Origin of the sequence: Aquabacterium sp. (assembly GCF_035476535.1) — a bacterium.
Classification (GTDB): Bacteria; Pseudomonadota; Gammaproteobacteria; order Burkholderiales; family Burkholderiaceae_C; genus Pseudaquabacterium.
The window spans coordinates 25,070-45,502 of the sequence record NZ_DATILJ010000228.1; the positions used below are offsets into that span (position 1 = coordinate 25,070).

Consider the following 20,433-nt stretch of genomic DNA (forward strand, 5'->3'; position numbering starts at 1 on the left):
TCTGTCGCTCAGCTGAGGAGGAAGGGCTCGCCGCTGTGGCGCAGCCAGTCGTGCACCCGTGCAACGTCTGCCGGGTCCTTCATGAACAGGTGGATCGGCTCGTTGACGCCGGTGCAGGGATCGGCGGCTTCGACGACGACGACACCCAGCCCCTTGCGTGCGCAGCCGAAGCGCTCGGTCAGGTCGCGGCCATAGAGGTGGTGCGCCTTCCAGGCGTGCTGCGGCGCGTCGAGGTCGAGCGTCTTGTCGCGCTGCAGCGGCGCGCCGAACGTGACATGCAGCAGGCCGGCCGGCGACAGGATGCGGCACAGCTCGTCGAAGCCGATGCGATCGTCGGGAACGCTTTCGAGCACATGGCTCAGCGACAGGAAGTCGTAGCTGGCGTCCGGTCGATCGATGGCCTGGATGTCCAGGCTGTTGGCGCCCTCGAAGACCGACAACTCCCAGCTGCGAAACCAGCCGCCGTCCAGGCCGCCGTCGGGGCTGAACTGCAAGGCCCTGCGCCAGTTGATGAAGTCGTGCGGCAAGGCCTGGAACACGCGGCGCGCGATGCGATGGCGTTCGAGCGAGCCGCACTGCAGGCAACGCGGCAGCTGGCCATTCACCGAGGTTCTGTCGTTCGGTCCGAGGCCGAACTCGGTCGAGCCGCAGATGTTGCAGCGCACTGACGGTCGCTGCGCGAGCCGGATCTCGCGGGCGCTCCAGGCCTCACGTTTGCGAAGCACGAACCAGTCCTGCCCTTCGAGGGCATCGCGCCGTGTCAGCCAGCTGCCCTTGCGCTGGTCTATCACTTCAAGGCCGTGGCGGGCGAACTGCCGCAGCAGGAAGTCTTCGGTGTAGGCGATCACGTGCAGCGGATCGCTGGCGCTGTGCACGAAGGCATGCTCGGACACCTGCGCGGTCGGCGCCAGGGCTGCATCGCCGGGTACGTCCTGCAGCGTGAAACCGCTGGGCAGGCAGAAGAAGGTCGTGACCCAGGTGCCGCCGGTTGCCAGCAGCCGCGAGAGGGCGCCGAGGTAGCGGACCAGATCGTGCTCGTCCATGTGCGTGAAGACGGACAGGCTGACCAGGGTGTCGAACGACGCGGCGGCGTAGGGCAGGGCCGCCTCGTCGAAGGGACCACCCGCCGGGTTGTAGCGCTCGTTGTGATGGTCGACATGGTCGAAGCGGTAGCGCTGCGCGTCGTCGGCACCGGCGGCGAAGTGCTCGTTCAGCCAGCCGATGTGGCGCTGCAGGATGTCGAAGCCTTCATAACGGCCATCATACGCGGCTCTGCGCAAGCCGTAGGCCAGCCGGCCGTAGCCGCAGCCGATGTCGAGCAGCCGCCGTGGCAGGCTGCCGCGCGCTGCCTCGACGAGGCCGAGGACCTTGCCGGCCAGCCCGTCGGCCTGGGTGAAGAAGACGTCGTCGCTTTCGGCCATGAAGCGCAGCTCGGGTGGCGGCATCGTCGCGGCAGGCGGCGATGGCAGCGCCCTCGACAGCGGCCTGCTCGCCGGCCGGCAGGCATGCACCAGTGCGGCAAAGCTCTTCTGCACATGGCTGTACAGCAGCGCATCCTCGGCTTCGGACTGCATCAGCAGATCGATCGAGTCCGGGCTCAGCTGCATGCGCTCGGCCTGCTCGTCGGCCAGCGCTTCGGTGTCGTGCACGCGCGGCAACAGGCTCTCGGGGCAACCGAGGCTGGACCACAGCAGGTGCACCATGTCGGCCAGCCGCGGAAACGGCGCGGCGAGGAAGTAGCGCTCGTCGATGAACTCGCGCGCGCGGCCAAAGCTGGGTTCGCCGCAGACCAGCCGGCATTGCAGGTTGTGCAGCTGCCGCCGCAGGCCCGGCACGTCGCTGTCCAGCGCTTCGCGCAGGAAGGCATTGATGTCGAGGCGGCAGGCCGCCTCGTGGTACGGGCTCTTCGGGTTGCCGAGGAAGGTGGCGTAGGTCGAGCGGTAGCGATCGATCGGATGGCGCAGCACCGTCAGGTACAGCGGCGCCCGCGCAAAGTGGCGGTGCATGCCGTATTCGACATGGCCGCTAACGCAGCAGATGCGCGACAGTTGCTGCGTCGTGCACTGGTCGATCTCACCCGCGTAGTTCATCAGGCAACGCTCGCTGCCGAAGGTTTTGCTCAGCAACAAGCGCAACGAGGTGCCACCTGTTCTCGGCACATGAACATGCACGAACAACGCGTCGTCGTCGACTTTCTGCAGACTGCGAAACAGCATGCTCGGCGTTCTCCGTGAGGTGCGAGGACTGGCGCTAACGCTAACACGACGTGGCTGGAATTATGTGTGCATTGGATGCTATAAGAATGCCGGGGCCGCCAGATTCGGGCTGCCATGATGTCCTCTTGCCGACCCAACCGGATCGGCGGCGGACGCACAGGGAGTGAGCATGGAACACGGCACGCAGGCGGGCGCAGACACCGTCGTGGCAGCTGAAACCGGCGCTGAATCCAGCGCCGACCCAGCGAGTGCGCAGACGCCGCACACAGCGCCTGACGAACACGGGGAGCGGGTCGAGCCGGACTTCGCCGATCCGTCCGACGAGGCCTTGAGCAGCGCTCGGGCCGGGCTACTGTCGATGGCACGCGGCAAGATCGACCGCATCGACACCGACGGCGTGGCCGGCTGGGCCTTCGATGTCGCGAAAGCCGGCGAATCACTGATGGTTGAACTGTGGGATGGTCATCAGGCGCTTTTGAGGGTATGCGCGAACATTGCGCGCAGCGACGTCAACAAGTCCTTCGAGATCACTGGTGCGCACGGATACCAGATTTCATTTCCGGAATCCCTTTACGACGGCCATGCCCATGCCATTCGCGTGCTGGTGAATGGTCGCGAGGCCAGCCGCACGAAAGCGGTGCCGCAGTCGATCACGCTGACGCGCGCCGACCTGCAGCGCATTGCGCCGGCCGCACGCTACGAAGGCCGTGTCGAAGGCTTGTCGAACAGCCAGGTGCACGGCTGGGCATTCGATCGCAAGAACCCGGATCGGCCGGTGAGCCTGTCGGTTTTTGTCGATGACGAATGCGTCGGCCTGATCAGCGCCAATCGCTTTGCCGCGCGCGTGCGCTCGGATCAGCGCGACGGCCATCAGATCTTTCTGTTCAAGTTCCCGCTGCGACTGATGAACGGGCAGCCGCGCAACATCCGGGTGCATGTGACGGGCACTGATTTCCAACTCAACGGCAGCGCGGCGCCGGTGCTGTTTCCGCTGGTCGACCACTTCGGGCAACTGCCTGCGGCGGCCGAGGCCCGCGACTTTGCCTACGCGCCGCCGGCTCGCGTCTGGCGTTCAGCGGCGCCCCAGCGCGGCAGCGACGCGCCGGACCGCGCGGACACCGACACCGCCGCGCCCTTGCTGTCGCTGATCGTGTTGAACTGGAACGGCGCGTCGCTGCTGCAGCAGTTCCTCGAGTCCTTGCAGCGGGTGCGTTGGCGGCACAGTTTCGAAGTCATCCTGGTCGATCATGGGTCGACCGACGAGAGCCTGGCGCTGGCCCGCGCCGCGGCCGACACGCTGGACCTGCGCATCATCGAACGCGGCGCCAACCATTCATTCTCGGCATCGAACAACCTGGCGGCCGGTCTCGCGCGCGGTCGTTATCTGGCCCTCGCCAACAACGACCTGGTGATGCTGCATGACTGTTTCTCGGTGATGCTGCCGCATCTGGATGATCCGACGGTGGGCGGCGTCGGCCTGAAGCTGCTGGAGCCGCTGAAGACCGGGCCGGGCCGCTGGGGCTACATCACGCACCACCAGGGCGTCGAATTCGACACCAGCGGCAAGCTGCCGGGCACCGACATCCGCTACTACACACCGATGGAGATCGGCGAGCGCAGCGAAGCCGAGCTCGCCGCCGCCTACCATCTGCCGGCCAGCACCGGCGCGCTGTTCATTTGCCGCGCAACCGACTTTCGCCAGCTCGGCGGCTTTCACGAGGGCTACGTCTACGGCATGGAAGACGTCGACCTGTGCCTGGGCCTGCAACTGAAGCTGGGCAAGAAGGTCATCACCGATACCAGCGCGGTGGCCTTGCACAACCGCAGCGCCACGCGCGAAGCCAAGCTGCCGGCGCCTGAGCGCGGGCGGCGCCAGACCACGCAGCAGCATCTGGCCAATCGCAAGCTGTTCATCCGGCGCTTTGGCCGGCACTTGCCGCGCACCGTGCTGGCCTCGCTGGTGCGCGGCGAGACCTTCTGGCGCAGCACGCCCTTGCGCGTGGTGTTCGTCGTCACCGAAGCGCACTTGTCGACCGCGGCCGGCGACTTCTTCACCGCCGTCGAGCTCGCCGAATCGCTGCGCCGGCTGCATGGCTGGGAGGTGATGTTCGCGACGATGCGCACCTACGCGCTGAGCGGCGCCGATGTTGCCGTGGTGATGTGCTACGACTACCAGGTGCAGAAGATCAGCGACGCCAATCCCGGCCTGGTGACCGTCGCCTGGGTTCGCAACCGCGTCGACCAATGGGTCGCTTCGCCGTACTTCGGCGCCTACCAGCTGATCTTCTGTTCGTCGCGCAAGGGCATGGCCTACATCGCCGAACGCACCGGCCGCAGTGCCACGCTGCTGCCGATCGCCACCAACGCGCGGCGTTTCTCGCCGAAGCCGCCGGTGGCCAACCAGGCCAGCGACCTGGCCTTCACCGGCAGCAATTGGAGTTCACCGCGGGATGCGGTGACCTGGCTCGACGCCGAGGCCATCGACTTCGCGATTTATGGCCATCGCTGGGACCAGGTTCCCGAATGGCGGCCGCATTGGCGCGGCGCGGTGCCCTACACCCAATTGCCGGAGATCTATTCGTCGGCGAAGATCGTGCTCGACGATTCGCATCCTGTCACGCGCGACTGGAACTCATTGAACTCGCGGGTGTTCGACGCGCTGGGTTGCGGCAAGCTGGTGCTGACCAATTGCGTCGGCGGCGGCGACGAGCTGTTCGGCGGTGAACTGCCCACCTTCAGCGACGGCGAGGCCTTGCGGCAACTGGTGCTGTACTACCTGGCGCAGCCGCAGGAGCGTGAGGCGCTGGCCCAGAAGCTGCACCGCGAAGTGCTGGAACACCACACCTACGACCACCGCGCCCGGCTGTTCAAGGAGGTGCTCGGCGAGTTTGCCGAGCGTGCGCTGCGCTTTGCCATCAAGATCGGCGTGCCCTCCCGCGCCGAGTGCGAGAGCTGGGGCGACTATCACTTCGCGCTGGCGCTGCAGCGCGCGCTGCGCCGGCGCGGGCACTTCGTTCGCATCGACTTGCTGCCGGACTGGAACAGCGGGCTCGGTGCCGGCGACGATGTCGTGATCGTGCTGCGCGGGCTGTCGGCGTACCAGCCGCAGCCGACCGCGATCAACCTGATGTGGCTGATCAGCCATCCGGACGAGGTCAGCCTCGCCGAATGCCAGGGCTACGACCATGTCTTTGTCGCTTCGGAACCCTACGCGCAGCGCCTGGCCGCGCGCCTGGGGGACAAGGTCTCGACGCTGCTGCAGTGCACCGACCCGGCGCTGTTCCATCCCGTGTCGGACGCCGAGCCGAGCGCCGGGGTGGCCGCGCCAGCGGACTCGGATCCACTGCCTGACATTGGCGAGGTGATCTTCGTCGGCAATTCGCGCGGCCAGCGCCGCGATGCGGTGCAGTTCGCGCTGGACGCCGGTGTCGATGTCGCGGTCTATGGCGCGCTGTGGGAGGGCCTGCTGCCGCCGTCGCGGCTGAGGGCCAGCCATGTGCCGAACCGCGTGCTGCAGCGCTACTACGCCGGCGCCAAGGTGGTGCTGAACGATCACTGGCCCGACATGCGCAGCGAAGGCTTCGTCTCGAACCGCCTCTTCGACGCCGGGGCTTGCGGCGCCACGATCCTGTCCGACGACATGCCGGCCTGCCGCGCACTGTTCGGCGATGCGGTGGCCTACTTCGATTCACCGGCGTCGCTGGCCGAAGGGGTTCGCACGCTGCTGCACGACGAAGCCGGCCGCCGCGCACGCGGCGCACAGCTGGCAGCCCTGATCCGCGCGCACCATAGCTTCGACCATCGGGTCGACGCGATCCTCGCGACGGTGGCCGCGCTGTCGGTGCCGGGCTGAAGGCGGGCCGTCGCAATGCGTTGGCTCATTGTCGGCACGGCCCGCAGCGGCAGCACGGCGCTGTTCAGCGCGCTGGCCGATGCGCTCGATCGTCCGCGGCTGTTCTTCGAGGAGCCGGCAGCGCAGCTGAGCGCTGCCTTGCGGCGGGACCCGGCGGGGCCGGTCGTCGCGAAAGTGATCTTCGACAACGAATCCGCGGCCGACATCCTGTCCGCTGCCCTGGGCGTCGATCACAAGATCGTGTTGCTGCGCGACCCTCGCGACAGCCTGGTCAGTAGCTTGCTGTATGCCATCGCCAGTCTGCCGCCCCAGCTGGCCGACCCGGCCTTCTGCGCGCAGCTGATCGACCTGCTGCAGCGCAAGCAGCAGGCCCCGGCGGCGCTACCGCTCATCGAGATCGCCCGGCTGTTCGACGACACGCGCATCGGGCCCTTCGTCGCTGACTCGCTGCGCAAGCTGGAAGACTTCGCGCACTTTGAAGCCGATCTGGGCGAGCACTGGCTGCGGCTGCGCTACGAAGACATCGTGGCCGGGCGCCTGCCGGCGTGGGGCAGACCCTTCGGACTGGCCCTGCCGGCTGAAGTGGACGTGCCGGCGGAGCACGCCCGGGTCGCTCGCCACCGTGCGGCCGGCGATTGGCGGCACTGGTTCACGGCGGCCGACGTCGAGGCGCTGCGTCCGGGCATCGACCCGCTGCTGCGGCGCCTGGGCTACGCCGCCGACTGGACTTTGGCAGCGCCGGCGCACATCGGCGAGGCGCACAGCTGGCGCTATGTGCAGCGGCTGATCGAAGAACGCCGGCGGCACTACCAGCTGCCGGCGCATCCGTCCTGCACCGTCTGCGGCGGCAGCGATTTTGGCCCCGGGCCGCTCGGCCGAATGGCCACCAGCGGGGCGCCGCCGCACTGCCGCCGTTGCGGTGCGCTGGAGCGCCAGCGCATCATTCGTGGCTTGTTCCAGGCCTTGCCGCCGGCGCTTTTCGAGGGCCGGCGTGGCCTGCAGTTCAGTCCCGACAACGGCGTCGATGCCGCGTCCTTCGCGCGCTATGAGGTCTCGGTCTACGGCGGCGAGAACAGCCTGGATGTGCAGGCGATCGCCCGCGACAGCGGCGCCTACGACTTCGTCTCGCTCAGCCATGTGATCGAGTTCGTGCCTGACGACCAGCGGGCGTTCGACGAGCTGGCGCGCGTGTTGTCACCGGGCGGCATGCTGCTGGCCTGCTTTTCGGCGCCCTTGTCCCGCGCGCGCTGCATCGACTATGCTGAACCCACCGGGCCGCACGGCTGCTGGCATCTGTACGGTGCCGACCTGGCCGCCCACTTCCGTTGCCAGGACAAGGGTTTGACGACGATGGCCATCGAAGGCACCGATCCCTGCACCGGCACCCAGGAGGTCGTGCACCTGTTCCTGAAGGACCGCGCTGACGCCGCGCGCATCGCCGCCTGCTTGCGTACTGCCGGCCTCGGCGCGCGTGTCGTGCAGATCGACGCATGAGCGCGATGGACAGCACCTGTGCACTCGCCGGCGCTGAGGGCGACGCTGCCTTCGAGCCCTTGCGCCGCGAGTTGGCGCAGTGGCAGGCAGCAGGGCGTTGTTGCCCGCTGTGGTGGCGCGACGATGATCTGGTGGCCGACACGCCGGCGCTGCGCCGGCTGGCCGACTTTGCCGCGCGCAACGCGCTGCCGGCGCTGGTGGCGGTGATTCCGGGCCAGGCGGCGGACGCGCTGGCCGCGGACACGGCGGCGTTCACCGGCCTGTCGTTCTGCCAGCATGGCTGGCAGCATCGCAACCACGAAGCCGACGGCGCAGCGCCCAGCGAGTTCGGCGCCGCCCGGCAACTCGACGCCGTGGCCGAGGACCTGCGGCGCGGGCGTGAGCGCATGGCCGGCCTGTTCGGCGATCGTTTCGTGCCGGTGTTCGTGCCGCCATGGAACCGCTTTCGCAGCGATGCCCTGACGCTGCTGCCCGAACTGGGCCTGCGCGGGATCTCCCAGTACCGCGGCCAGACGCGGGGGACCGATGTCGCGGTGCGCGCGGTTGACTGCCACCTCGACATCCTGCAATGGGCGCCCCAGCCACCGATACGCTGCCAGCCGGTCGACGCGCTGGTCGAGGTGCTGGTGGCCGTGCTGCGTGAGCACCGCGAGGCCGCCGAGCCGCCGCCGCTGGGCATCCTGAGCCATCACCGGCCGATGGGCGACGATGCCTGGGCCTTCATGCAGCGCCTGGTCGATGTCAGCCGTGAATTCGACTGCGTGCGCTGGCTGCCGGCGGCCGAGTTGTTTGCGCTGGACCGCGGCTGATGGTGTCGCCGCCGAATTCCGCGGCCACCGACACCGATGTCGCCGCCACCGAGGTGCCGCACCGCCCGACCAAGGGCGACATCATCAACCGGCTGATCCGCCAGCACCGGCTCGAGCGCTACCTCGAATACAACAAGTTCGACGGCGCGACTTACTACGGCGAGATCGTCTGTGCCCACAAGGAGAGGGCCTACCAGCCGGAGCGCTCGTACCTGGATGCCGGCAACCTGCGCCGCCTGCTCGACGTGGCGAAAGACGCCGAGATCGACGCGATCCTGCCACTCGACCGCCTGCTCGAGCGCTACCAGGGCGAGCGCTTCGACCTCATCTTCTTCGACCCGGTGCATGTGCGGCCCGATGTCGACCAGGCACTGCAGTTGCTGCCTCGCCTGCTCAGGCCGGGCGGCTTCCTCGTCGTGCACGATTGCAACCCGGGCCTGTTTTCGCAGACCACGCTGCAACGCAAGCCCGACGCCTGGGTTGGCGAGACCTACAAGGCCTTTGCGGTGTTCAGGGCGCACAACCGCGAGCGGGCGATCACCGTCGACGAGGATTTTGGTGTCGGCCTGGTCTGGAACATCGATCTGAACCTCGACTACGCGATCGACCACGACATCGACTATTTCCATTTCGCCGAACGGCGCGAGGACTACATCGGCTTGATCGGCTACGACGAGTTTCTCGCCCGCACGGCCGAGGGTGATGCGGCGCGCCTGTTCGCGCAGCCGCCGCCGACCAGCGCGGTGCATCTGTTGCCGAGGCGGCCCGGCGGCGACAGCGGCGCAACGGTGACACTGCCAGGGCCGGCCGCGTTGTCGCCGCAGGCCGCGAGCGGCGCCCGCTGGGCCAGCAGCCAGCTGTTCTGGCGCGGCGCCGGTGCGGACTTTGCCGAGCGTGAGTCGTGCGAACTGCCGATCTGCTTCGATGGCCGGCGCCAATTGCTGTCGTTCGTGCTCTCGGACCTGGGCAGCGGCGGCGTTGCCGGGCTGCGCTTCGACTTCGCCGACTGCTGCGGGCTGGCCCGGCTCGACAGCATGCATCTGACCGATTCGCAACACCGGACGCTGTGGACCTGGGACGGCCGGCATGATGTGCTGCAGGCGACGCGCAACCTGCGCTTCGTCTCGGACGCGGCCTCGCCAGGCGAGCTGTTGATGCTGGCCACCAGCAGCGATCCGAGCTTCGAACTGGCGCTGCCGTCCGACACCTGGGCCGCCGTCCGTGCCGGTGCGCGATGGGTCGTGCAGCTGACGCCCTTGCCGGACTTCATGCACGCGGTGGTCGTGGCGATGGACGCCCGCCACGCGGCCCTGCAAGCCCGGCTCGACGCCGTGACGTCGCGCGTCGATGCGCTGCAGGCCGAGCTGGCCGCGGCGCGGGAAGCCCTCAGCCCGGCCGCTGCCGCGCCTGCAGCCGCAACGCCGTCTTGCGCACGATGACCGCGAATGCCTGCAAGGCCGGCGCTTTCACGCCCTGGGCACGCCACAGCAGCCCTGGCGTGCGGATGGGGGTCGGGCTCTCGATGGGCACGGTGCGCAGGCCGGCCAGTTCCGCCGGCACGGCGTTCGCGGACACGATGGTGCCCACCGGCACGCGCTGGACGAGGCCGATCATCGGCGCCACCGTCGACATCTCCGCCACCACCGAGGGCTCGGCGCCGCAGGCCGCGAAGCATTCGTCGAGCATCGTGCGGGTCGTGAAGCGCGCGGGCAGCAGCACCAGCGGCTGCTGGTGCAGCTCCACCATGCGGATGCGCCGCCGGCCGGCCAGCGGGTGCGTCTCGGCGACCACCAGCACCATCTCCTCGTTGTAGAGCGGCTCGAAGCTCAGGTCGGTCGGCCCGCTGGGCCGGTAGGCGATGCCGAGGTCGAGATCGCCCGAATGCAGCTGCACGCCGATGTCGTCGGCCGGCAGTTCCTCGATGCAGACCTTCACCGTCGGGTGGCGGGCCAGGAACAGCGCCACGCATTCGGGGATCAGCCCGATGTTGAAGGTGTGCGTTGCGCCGACACGCACCTGACCGGTCAGGTCGTCGGCCGTCGGCCGCAGCATCGCGATGCCGGCGTCCACCTCCTTCAGCGCGCGTGCCGCGTAAGCCAGGAAGAGCTGGCCGGCCTCGGTGGTGACCACCTTCTTGCCGATGCGCTCGAACAGCGCCTGGCCGATCTCGTCTTCCAGCTGGCGGATCTGGTGCGACAGCGTCGACTGGGTCACGTGCACACGCTCGGCGGCGCGCGTGAAGCTGAGGCATTCGGCCAAGGCGACGAAGTAGCGAAGATGCCTCAGCTCCATGAAAACCCTTCGAGATGATCGATGCCGTCGATGATATCGATGGAGATTCATCACTGTTCAAACGGCCGGCGATGTCTATCCTGCGCAGATCACCCCGCGGGCACCCCGGGGGCACGAACAACAGAGGAGACACGGCATGCACACCCGCCTGGTCAAGCGCCGCAGCGCGCTCGGTTTCTCCCTGGCCGGCCTGGCCAGCTGGCTCGGCTCCTGGGGGCTGGCGCGCGCGCAGGGCGCGCCCATCCGCATTGGCAGCACGCTGGCGCTGACCGGGCCGCTGTCCGCCACCGCGCAGATCCACAAGATCGTCGGCGAGATCTATGTCGAGCAGGTCAACAAGCGCGGCGGCTGGCTCGGCCGGCCGCTCGAATGGGTGCTGAAGGACGACCAGAGCAAGCCCGACCTGGCGCGCACGCTGTACGAGCAGCTGGTCACGGCCGACAAGGTCGACCTGCTGCTGGGGCCCTACGCCACCGGCGCGATCCTCTCGGCGATGGGCGTGGCGCAGCGCTACGGCAAGGTGCTGGTGCACCACACGCTGGGCATCCCGTCGCTGGCCAAGTACGACATGCAGTTCCCGGCCTGGTCGCTGGGCTCCGAGCCCGCGAGCACGGTGCCGAACACCGTGTTCGAGGCGCTGGCCGCCGGCCCCAAACCGCCAAAGACCGTGGCCGTGGTGACGAGCAAGTTCCCGTCGATCCAGTTCATGTCCGCCGGCGCGCGCGAGGTGCTGAAGAAGCGCGGCCTGAACGAGGTGCTGTTCCTCGAGTGGGACTTCGGCAACCGCGACTTCGGCCCGATTGCCAACCGCATCAAGGACGCGAAGCCCGACTTCGTCTGGGTCGGCGCCATCGGCCTGGACGGCAACCTGCTGCTCGACGCGATGAAGAAGATCGAGTACCAGCCGCCGCAGCATTTCTACCTGTACCCGGCACCGGGCCCGCTGGTCTCGCTGCCGGAGGCGAAGAACGCACTGTCGGTGACGATCTTCGAGGAGCAGCCGCCGTTCAGCAACGCGCCGGGCGCGGCCGAGTTCATCACGCTCTACCGTGAGCGCGCGACCGCGGCCAAGCTGCCCGACCCGTCGGTGGAGGTGCAGGCCGGTGCTTCGTACACGGCCTGGCAGATCCTCGCCGCCGGTGTCGCGGCGGCGAAGAGCCTGGACGACAAGGCCATCGCCGCCTGGCTGAAGGCCAACCGCGTCGACACCATCCAGGGCAAGCTGCGCTTCGACGGCCCCGGCAACTACGGTGACGACCTGATGCGCGTGAAACAGGTGCAGAACGGCCGCTGGGCCGTGGTCTGGCCGAAGGAGTTCACCGCCGGCGGGACCAAGCTGCTGTCGAACTGACGGCGCCATGTCGGGATTCACCATGCCCAGCGCCACGCTGCTGGCGCAAAGCGTGCTGTCCGGCGTCTTCGTCGGCGCGCTCTATGGCCTGCTTGGGCTGGGGTTGAGCCTGTCGTGGGGGCTGCTGCGGCTGATCAACCTGGCGCACTTCGGATTCGCCTTCCTCGCTGCCTACCTGTGCTACCAGATGGCGACGATGGGCCTGGACCCGCTGCTGTCGCTGCTGATCATCGTGCCGCTGTTCTTCGCCATCGGCGCGGCGCTGCAGGCCGCACTGGCCCGCTTCGCGATCACGCCCTTCAATTCGCTGCTGCTCAGCTTCGGGCTCACCGGCATCATCGAGGCGCTGATCCAGTCGGTGTGGACAGCCGACTTCCGCAAGCTGGAGTCGGCCTACGGCGAGCACCGCTTCAAGTGGCTCGGGCTGTACCTGCCGCTGCCGGAGCTGATCACGCTGGCGCTGGCCGTGAGCCTGTCGTTCGGCGTCTGGGCCGTGCTGCGCTACACCGACCTGGGCAAGGCCTTGCGCGCCTCGGCCGAAGACGCGCCGATCGCCGCCGCCTTCGGCATCCACCAGCGGCGCAACGCGCTGCTGCTGGCCGGCACCTGCTCGGCGCTGGCCTCGGTGGCGGGGGTCTGCCTGGCGCTGGGCTTCACACTCGCGCCGTCGCAGATCTACGCCTGGATCGGCGTCGTCTTCGCGGCGGTGATGCTGGGCGGCCTGGGCCGCGCGCTGGCGCCGCTGATCGCCGGCATCGTCATCGGCATCAGCGAGGCGGTGACGATGGCGGTGACCGCGCCTTCGTGGGCGCCGCTGGTGTCGTTCACGCTGCTGATCACGATCCTGCTGTTCCGTCCGGGCAGAGCGGCATGAATTTGTACCCCCCCGAAGCGCCTGCGGCGCTCCCCCCCAGGGGGGCGCCGCCAGCGGCCGGGCAGAGCCCGATCCGCGGCGTCCGCTTGGAAGGTCTGCGCACACCGCTGGCCATCGCCGCCGCGGCCGCCGCGCTGTCCTTCGTGCCCCGGCTCGGCCTGCCGGCCTTCTACGACTCGCTGCTCTACCTGGTGCTGCACTGGATCGTGCTGGCCACCTCGTGGAACATCCTGTCGGGCTACACCGGCTATTTCTCGTTCGGCCACGGCGCGTTCTTCGGCGCGGGCATCTACACCACGAGCACGCTGCTGTCGCGCTATGAGTGGCCGTTCCTGTGGACGCTGCCGGTGGCCGCGGGCGTTGCCGGCGTGCTGGGCCTGGCACTCGGCGCGGTGGTGTTCCGCGTCAAGGCCATCCGCGGCGAGGTCTTCGCGCTGCTGACGCTGGCGGTGACCTTCGTGCTCGGCACGATCATCGTCAACACACCGATCGACGGCGGCAACGGCGTCTCGCTGGCCGCGGTGCCGGTGCCGGCCATCGGGCCGACGCCCTCGTCGACCTTCTACCTGCTGGCGCTGGCCGCGGCGACGCTGACGCTGCTGGTCGCCTGGCGCATCACGACGACGAAGTTCGGCGCCGGCCTGTTCGCCATCCACGACGACGAGGACGCGGCCGAGGTGATGGGCGTGCCGACCTACCGCTACAAGCTGGCGGCGCTGGGCATCTCCTGCGCGCTGGCCGGCGTGGCCGGCGGCATCCACGCGCTGTTCCTGTCCTATGTCACGGTGGGCGAGGTCTTCACCATCACCGTGCCGCTGACGGTGGTGCTGATGAGCGTGCTCGGCGGCACGCGCCACTGGGCCGGGCCTGCCATCGGCGCAGTGGCGATCACGCTGCTGCTGTACAGCTTCACCGCGGCCAACCATGCCGTCGCCGGCAAGGCGATGGTCGGCGTGATCCTGATCGCCGCGATCCTGTTCATGCCGGACGGCATCCTGCCGCGTCTTCAGCGCCTGCTGCCGCGCCGACGGCCACCGGCGGTGCCGGTGGCCCTGAGCGTCTCGCCACCGGCGGTGCCGGCGACCCCGAGCGTCGCGCCGCCGGCGCCGGGCGAGGTGCTGCTGCGCACGCGCGGGCTGAGCAAGTCCTTCCGCGGCGTCAAGGCGCTGGACGGTGTCGATGTCGAGGTGCTGCGCGGCGAGATCCTCGGCCTGCTGGGCCCCAACGGCTCGGGCAAGTCGACCTTCATCAATGCCGTCACCGGCCACCACCTGCCCAGCGCCGGCAGCGTGGTCTTCGAAGGGCAGGAACTGGCCGGCCGCGCCGCGCACCGTATCGCGCGGGCCGGCATCTCGCGCACCTACCAGATCCCGCGGCCCTTCGCGCACCAGACGGTGCTGGACAACGTCGCGCTGGCGGCGATGTTCGGCGGCGGCCTGGCCACGCCGGCGGCGGCGCGTGCGCAGGCAATGAGCTGGCTGGCCTTTGCCGGCCTGCAGGACAAGGCCCATGCCCAACCGGACGCGCTGAACCTGCACCAGCGCAAGTTCCTCGAACTTGCCCGCGCGCTGGCCTCGCGGCCGCGGCTGGTGATGCTGGACGAAGTGCTGTGCGGCCTGACGCCCAGCGAGATCGACGATGCGGTGGCGCTGGTGCGGCGCATTCGCGACCAGGGCGCGACGGTGATCTTCGTCGAGCACGTGATGCGCGCGGTGATGGCGCTGACCGACCGTGTGATCGTCTTCGACCACGGCGAGCTGCTGGCCGTCGGCCCGGCCGCCGAGGTGATGCAGCGGCCCGAGGTGATGCTGGCCTACCTCGGCACGCCGCAGCCGCCCACGCCGCAGCCACCCGCTGCCGAGCCCCCGGAGCGCAACCATGCTTGAGGTGCACGACCTGCAGGTGGCCTACGGCCCGGCGCCGGCGCTGTGGGGCGTGAGCTTCGTGCTGCGCCCGCGGGAGCTGCTGTGCGTCGTCGGCCCCAACGGCGCCGGCAAGACGACGCTGATCCATGCGCTGGCCGGCATGCTGCGCAGCCGCGGCGGCCGCATCGATTTCGAAGGCCGCGACATCACCGCGCTGCCGCCGCACCGCTTCTGCGAGGCCGGCATCGCGATCGTGCCCGAGGGCCGGCGGCTGTTCGGCGGCATGAGCGTGCGCGAGAACCTGGAGATCGGCAGCCTGCTGCCGGCGGCGAAAGCCTATCGTGCGAAGTCGATGGCCTCGGTGCTCGCGCTGTTCCCGGCGCTGCAGGCCAAGCTCGGCCAGGCCGCGGCGGAGCTGTCCGGCGGCCAGCAGCAGATGCTGGCCATCGGCCGCGCGCTGATGGCCTGCCCGCGGCTGCTGCTGCTGGACGAGCCCTCGCTCGGCCTGTCGCCGCTGATCGTCAGCGAGATGTTCTCGGCCATCCAGCGCGTCAACGCCGAGGGCACGGCGGTGCTGCTGGTCGAGCAGAACGTCGCGATGGCGCTGCGCGTGGCCCACCGCGCCTACGTGCTCGAACAAGGCCGCATGGTCGCCGAGGGCACGCCCGACGCGCTGATGCAGCGCGACGAGATCCGCCGCGCCTATCTCGGCAGTTGATGTCCTGAGCAGGAGGATCCGCCATGCTGTTCCCCACCACCATCGTCGGCAGCTTCCCGCAGCCCGACTGGCTGATCGACCGCGAAAAGCTCGCCGGCCGCTTTCCGCCGCGGGTGCGCGCCCGCGAACTGTGGCGCATTCCGCCGCAGTACCTGGAGCAGGCGCAGGACGACGCAACGCTGATCGCCATCCGCGCGCAGGAAGAGGCGGGGCTGGACATCGTCAGCGACGGCGAGATCCGGCGCGAGAGTTATTCGAACCGCTTCGCCACCGCGCTGGACGGCGTCGACCTCGACAAGCCCGGCAGCGCGCTGGATCGTTCTGGCCACCCGAACCCGGTGCCGCGCATCGTCGGCCGCATCAGCCGCCGCCATGCGGTGGAGGTCGACGACCTGAAGTTCCTGCGCGCGCACACCCAGCGCCAGGTGAAGATCACCGTGCCGGGACCGTTCACGATGCTGCAGCAGGCGCAGAACGATTTCTATGACAGCGAGGAAGAAGCGGCGATGGACTACGCCGCCGCCGTCAACGCCGAGATCCGCGACCTCTTCGCCGCCGGCGCCGACGTGGTGCAAATCGACGAGCCCTACATGCAGGCGCGGCCCGAGAAAGCGCGCCGCTATGGCCTGGCGGCGCTGAACCGCGCGCTCGAAGGCATCAGCGGCACGACGGCGGTGCACATCTGCTTCGGCTACGCGGCCATCATCCACGAGCGTCCCAGCGGTTATTCCTTCCTGCCCGAGCTGGCGCAGTGCAGCTGCCGGCAGGTCTCGATCGAGACCGCGCAGTCGCAGCTGGATTGCAGCGCACTCGTGCCGCTGGCCGGCAAGAAGGTGATGGTCGGCTGCCTGGACCTGTCGGACCCGCAGGTCGAATCGGTCGCCACCATCGTCGCGCGCATCGAGCGTGCGCTGCCCTACATCGCGCCGGAGAACGTGATCCTGGCGCCGGACTGCGGCATGAAGTACATCCCGCGCGCCACTGCTGCGGGCAAGCTGGCCGCGATGGTCGATGCAGCGAAGCTGCTGCGCCGCCGCTACGGCTGAGTGCCCATTCCCGCTCGGAACGAAGTCTTCGATGCTGGCTGCGGAGCGATCTACCGTTATTCCGGGAGTCTCGCCATGCACCTGGAGCTGCTGACGTGATCTATGCCTTCATGTTGATGGACCGGCCCGACGGCGCCGCCTTGCGCCAGAGCGTGCGGAGCGCACACAAGGCCTATCTCGCGCAGGTGGGCGACCGCATCGCGTTTGCCGGCCCGCTGACCCGCGACGACGGCGTGACGATGATCGGCAGCCTGCTGGCGATCGACTTCGACAGCCGCGACGCCGCTCACGCCTGGCTCGCCGGCGAGCCGTTCACGCGCGCCGGCCTGTACGCCAGCGTCGCGGTCCACGTCTTCGCCAATCTGTGGCCGCAGAAGGCCGGCTTCCCGGCCGCGGCCATCGGTGCCGGCGGTGACCTTCAAGTGCGCGAAGGCGCAGCCCCACCCGCCGGGTCCACCGCGGCGGGACACCACCACGACGATCCAGGAGACAACGGACATGTGCAGACTCTGCGATGAAGGCCGCCCGCAACCGCATTGGAATGCCCGGCGCGGTTTCCTGAAGGCCACTGCCGCCGCGGCGACGATGGCCGGCGCCGGCGGGCTGGCGCTGTTCGCGCCGCGCCCGGCGCTGGCCGCCGCCGAGCCACGCGCGCCCGAGGGCAGCGGCCGCCGCGGCGTGCGCTACCTGATCAAGGGCGGCGCGGTGATGTCGATGGACCCGACGGTCGGCGACTTCGTCAGCGCCGACGTGCTGGTCGAAGGCAAGAAGATCCTCGCCGTCGGGCCCGGCCTCGCGGCGCCCGGCATCCCGGTGATCGACGCGCGCGGGCGCATCGTGATGCCGGGCTTCATCGACACCCACCACCACCAGTTCGAGACCGCGCTGCGCGCCTGGCTGGCCGACGGCATCCTGATCAACGACGGCTCGAACACGCCCAGCGGCAACCAGACCTACTTCGAGTACATCCTGTCGCGCTTCGCGCCGGTGTACCGGCCGCAGGACGTCTACATCAACGAGTTGTTCGGGGGCCTGAGCCAGCTCGACCATGGCGTGACGACGGTGCACGACATCTCGCAGATCCACCACACGCCCGAGCATTCGGACGCGGTGGCGCAGGCGCTGTTCGACACCGGCCGCCGCGCGGCGCTGGGCTATTTCGAAGGCGCCGGCGGCACACCGGGCCCGGCCTACGCCTACCCGCAGGACGCGACGCGGCTGAAGCAGAAATGGTTCTCCTCGTCCGACCAGCTGGTGAGCATGACCATGGGCGGCGAGGTCTACCTCGGCGCACCGACCTACACCCAGGCCTGGACGCTGGGCCGCCAGCTCGGCCTGCAGGTGGTGGCGCACATCCTGTCGCCGTTCGGCATCCGGCCCATCATGGACTTGCTGGCGCAAGGCAAGGGCGGCGTCAACAAGGACATCGGCATCGGCCCGGACAACCTGTTCGTGCACTTCACCGGCATGTCCGACCTGGCCTGGCAGCGCGTGAAGGACGTCGGCGCCGGCATCTCGCTGGCGGTGCCGATCGAGATGAACATGCGCCACGGTACGCCGCCCATCCTGAAGATGCAGAGCCTGGGGATCGAGCCGTCGCTGAGCACCGATGTCGAGTGCACCATGACGGCCGATTTCTTCACGCAAATGCGCTCGATGATGACGATGCAGCGCATGGTCGTGAACCAGATGATCCTGGACCCCGGCTTCGCCAGCGACAACTGGTGGCCGACGCCGCCGGCCGGCACACCACGGCTGCTGAACACGCGCGACGTGCTGCGCTACGCCACGATGAACGGCGCCAAGCACCTGCGGCTGGACGGCAAGGTCGGCTCGCTGACGCCGGGCAAGGAAGCCGACATCCTGATCCTCGACGCGCAGGCGATCAACGTGGCGCCGTTGAACCACGTGCCCGGCGCGGTGGTATCGCTGATGGACCGCGGCAACGTCGAGACGGTGATCGTCGCCGGCAAGGTGCGCAAGTGGAAGGGCCGCCTGCTCGACGCCGATCTCACGAGCCTGCGCCAGCAGCTCGAAGCCTCCCGCGACTACATCTTCAGCGCCGCCGGCATCCCGCAGGACCTGTTCAATCCGAACTGAGCGAACTCACCATGGCCCCGTCCACCGAACCCCAGATCGATGAGCTCACTGCCGCCGTGCTGCGCACATTCGAAGGCAACGCCGACGCGCGCTACAAGGAGATCATGTCCGCCGTCGTGCGCCATCTGCATGCGCTGGTGAAGGAGGTGGACCTGAAGCCCGAAGAATGGATGGCCGCCATCCAGTTCATCACGCGCGTCGGCCAGACCTGCAGCGCGCAGCGGCAGGAATGCATCCTGCTGTCGGACACGCTGGGCGTGTCGATGCTGGTCGTCGGGCTCGAGCAGGCACGGCGATCGAAGCAGGCGCTGGCCGACCCGGCCTTGCGCGAGATGCCGACCGAGGCCACGGTGCAAGGCCCGTTCTACTGGGAAGGCTCGCCGGTGCTGTCGGCGGGCAGCGACATCGGCCAAGGCCTGCCCGGCGAGCCGGCCTACTACAGCGGCACCGTCAGCGACACGCATGGCCAAGCGATCGCGAACGCCTGCCTCGACGTCTGGTCCGGTGACGGCGAGGGGGTGTACGACATGCAGAGGGGAGGCGAGGTGGGCATGCGGCTGCGCGCACGCTTCCACACCGACGACCAGGGCCGCTACCGCTTCTGGTCGATCAAGCCGACCTACTACCCGATCCCGATGGACGGCCCGGTCGGCGACATGATCAACAAGATGGGCCGGCACCCGAACCGGCCCGGGCACATCCACGCGATGGTCTACGCCGAGTGCTACGTGCCGGTGACCACGCACCTGTTTCCGTCGGACAGCCCGTTCCTCGATTCCGACGTCGTGTTCGGCGTTCGCAACAGCCTGGTCGTGCCCTGGGAGAAGCACCCGCCGGGCACCGCGCCGGACGGGCGCGTGATGGACCGTGCCTACCACACCGCGCGTTATGACTTCCACCTCGCCAGGGCGGCCTGAGGGCTTGACGCCATGAAGATCGGCAAGACAACGGTGCCCGCATCGGCCATCTGCACATCGGACGACGAGACCATCGTCGTGCGCGGCGAAGACCTCTGCCGCGACCTGATCGGCAAGCTGGGCTTCGTCGACTACTTCTTCCTGCTCGTCACCGGCCAGCGGCCGAGCGCGATGGCCAGCCGCGTGCTCGATGCCACGCTGGTGGCCATCGCCGAGCATGGCCTGGTGCCCAGCGTGCAGGCCAGCCGCATGACCCTGGCCGCTGCGCCGGACGCACTGCAGGGTGCGGTGGCCGCCGGCATCCTGGGCTGCGGCTCGGTGATCCTCGGCGCGTCGGAGACGGCAGGGCGGCTGTTCGCGCGCATCGATGCGCTGGCGAGCGAGCGTGAACTCGCGCTTGATGTGGCAGCCGAAGAGGGGGTGCGCGAACTGCGCGCCGCCGGCCAGGCGATTCCCGGCTACGGCCACCCGCTGCACAAGGCGCGTGATCCACGCGTGGCGCGGCTGTTCGAGGTGGCCGCCGAGGCCGGCACGCCGGGGCGCTTCGTCGCCATCGCCGAGGCCGTCGAGCGGGTGCTGCCGGGCATCACCGGCCGCGAGCTGCGGCTGAACGTCTCGGCGGCGATTCCCGCGGTGCTGCTGGACGTCGGCTTCCCGCTCGAGGCGCTGAAGGGCGTGCCCATCCTCGCGCGCACCGCCGGGCTGATCGGCCACCTGGTCGAAGAACTGGCGCAGCCGATCGGCTTCGCGCTGTCCTACCAGGCCACGCGCGAGCTGCGCTACACCGGGCCGCTGCCCGCGGGCTGGACGCCCAAGGACTGAGCGTGAGCCCAGGCGCGACACCCACCATGAACGCCGCCGAGGTGCTGCAGCGCTACCCCGGCCCGGTGCGCACGAT

Annotated in this window: 15 protein-coding genes; 13 read left to right on the top strand and 2 right to left on the bottom strand. The window is 69.1% G+C overall.

The features are described from left to right. Positions 1 to 8: 8 nt before the first annotated feature. Positions 9 to 2,216, bottom strand: coding sequence for a class I SAM-dependent methyltransferase (locus tag VLK61_RS22795; RefSeq protein ID WP_325424269.1), 2,208 nt, complete (start codon positions 2,214 to 2,216; stop codon positions 9 to 11). Between the two features lie 169 nt (positions 2,217 to 2,385). On the opposite strand from VLK61_RS22795, the gene VLK61_RS22800 reads away from it, so the two are divergent. From VLK61_RS22800 to VLK61_RS22815, 4 genes are read left to right on the top strand one after another with little or no spacing between them, the layout of a single operon-like run. Then, a complete protein-coding gene (locus VLK61_RS22800; protein WP_325424271.1) occupies positions 2,386 to 6,069 on the top strand; it encodes a glycosyltransferase family protein in 3,684 nt (1,227 codons plus the stop codon). Between the two features lie 15 nt (positions 6,070 to 6,084). Further along, the gene (locus VLK61_RS22805; protein ID WP_325424273.1) at positions 6,085 to 7,563 is read left to right on the top strand and encodes a methyltransferase domain-containing protein; all 1,479 of its coding nucleotides are present in this window, start codon (positions 6,085 to 6,087) and stop codon (positions 7,561 to 7,563) included. Then, positions 7,560 to 8,372: a hypothetical protein gene (locus tag VLK61_RS22810; protein ID WP_325424274.1), complete on the top strand. Its 813-nt coding sequence runs from the start codon at positions 7,560 to 7,562 to the stop codon at positions 8,370 to 8,372. Before VLK61_RS22805 ends, VLK61_RS22810 begins: the two co-directional genes overlap by 4 nt. Further along, a complete protein-coding gene (locus VLK61_RS22815) occupies positions 8,372 to 9,811 on the top strand; it encodes a class I SAM-dependent methyltransferase (RefSeq protein ID WP_325424276.1) in 1,440 nt (479 codons plus the stop codon). The genes VLK61_RS22810 and VLK61_RS22815 overlap by 1 nt, the downstream gene beginning before the upstream one ends. Here VLK61_RS22815 and VLK61_RS22820 read toward each other — a convergent pair. Further along, positions 9,759 to 10,664, bottom strand: coding sequence for a LysR substrate-binding domain-containing protein (locus VLK61_RS22820; RefSeq protein WP_325424278.1), 906 nt, complete (start codon positions 10,662 to 10,664; stop codon positions 9,759 to 9,761). The genes VLK61_RS22815 and VLK61_RS22820 overlap by 53 nt on opposite strands. A 136-nt stretch (positions 10,665 to 10,800) precedes the next feature. Between VLK61_RS22820 and VLK61_RS22825 the strand changes: the two genes are divergently transcribed. The 9 genes from VLK61_RS22825 to VLK61_RS22865 all read left to right on the top strand — a co-directional run bounded on the left by VLK61_RS22825 (position 10,801) and on the right by VLK61_RS22865 (position 20,357). Then, positions 10,801 to 12,015: an amino acid ABC transporter substrate-binding protein gene (locus tag VLK61_RS22825; protein ID WP_325424280.1), complete on the top strand. Its 1,215-nt coding sequence runs from the start codon at positions 10,801 to 10,803 to the stop codon at positions 12,013 to 12,015. A gap of 7 nt (positions 12,016 to 12,022) precedes the next feature. Further along, on the top strand, positions 12,023 to 12,889 hold the full coding sequence (locus VLK61_RS22830) for a branched-chain amino acid ABC transporter permease (protein ID WP_325424282.1): 867 nt from the start codon (positions 12,023 to 12,025) through the stop codon (positions 12,887 to 12,889). A gap of 86 nt (positions 12,890 to 12,975) precedes the next feature. Next, the gene (locus tag VLK61_RS22835) at positions 12,976 to 14,775 is read left to right on the top strand and encodes a branched-chain amino acid ABC transporter ATP-binding protein/permease (RefSeq protein WP_325424284.1); all 1,800 of its coding nucleotides are present in this window, start codon (positions 12,976 to 12,978) and stop codon (positions 14,773 to 14,775) included. Then, positions 14,768 to 15,472, top strand: coding sequence for an ABC transporter ATP-binding protein (locus tag VLK61_RS22840; RefSeq protein ID WP_325424286.1), 705 nt, complete (start codon positions 14,768 to 14,770; stop codon positions 15,470 to 15,472). The genes VLK61_RS22835 and VLK61_RS22840 overlap by 8 nt, the downstream gene beginning before the upstream one ends. 23 nt (positions 15,473 to 15,495) lie before the next feature. Beyond that, positions 15,496 to 16,518 (top strand): uroporphyrinogen decarboxylase family protein, encoded by a 1,023-nt coding sequence (locus tag VLK61_RS22845; RefSeq protein WP_325424288.1) that lies wholly within the window; start codon positions 15,496 to 15,498, stop codon positions 16,516 to 16,518. A 95-nt stretch (positions 16,519 to 16,613) separates the two neighbouring features. Then, positions 16,614 to 17,036, top strand: coding sequence for a YciI family protein (locus VLK61_RS22850; RefSeq protein ID WP_325424290.1), 423 nt, complete (start codon positions 16,614 to 16,616; stop codon positions 17,034 to 17,036). Further along, positions 17,017 to 18,618, top strand: coding sequence for an amidohydrolase family protein (locus tag VLK61_RS22855; RefSeq protein ID WP_325424292.1), 1,602 nt, complete (start codon positions 17,017 to 17,019; stop codon positions 18,616 to 18,618). Before VLK61_RS22850 ends, VLK61_RS22855 begins: the two co-directional genes overlap by 20 nt. Before the next feature lie 11 nt (positions 18,619 to 18,629). Beyond that, on the top strand, positions 18,630 to 19,535 hold the full coding sequence (locus tag VLK61_RS22860; RefSeq protein ID WP_325424294.1) for a dioxygenase: 906 nt from the start codon (positions 18,630 to 18,632) through the stop codon (positions 19,533 to 19,535). Between the two features lie 12 nt (positions 19,536 to 19,547). Then, on the top strand, positions 19,548 to 20,357 hold the full coding sequence (locus tag VLK61_RS22865) for a citryl-CoA lyase (RefSeq protein ID WP_325424296.1): 810 nt from the start codon (positions 19,548 to 19,550) through the stop codon (positions 20,355 to 20,357). Positions 20,358 to 20,433 lie beyond the last annotated feature (76 nt).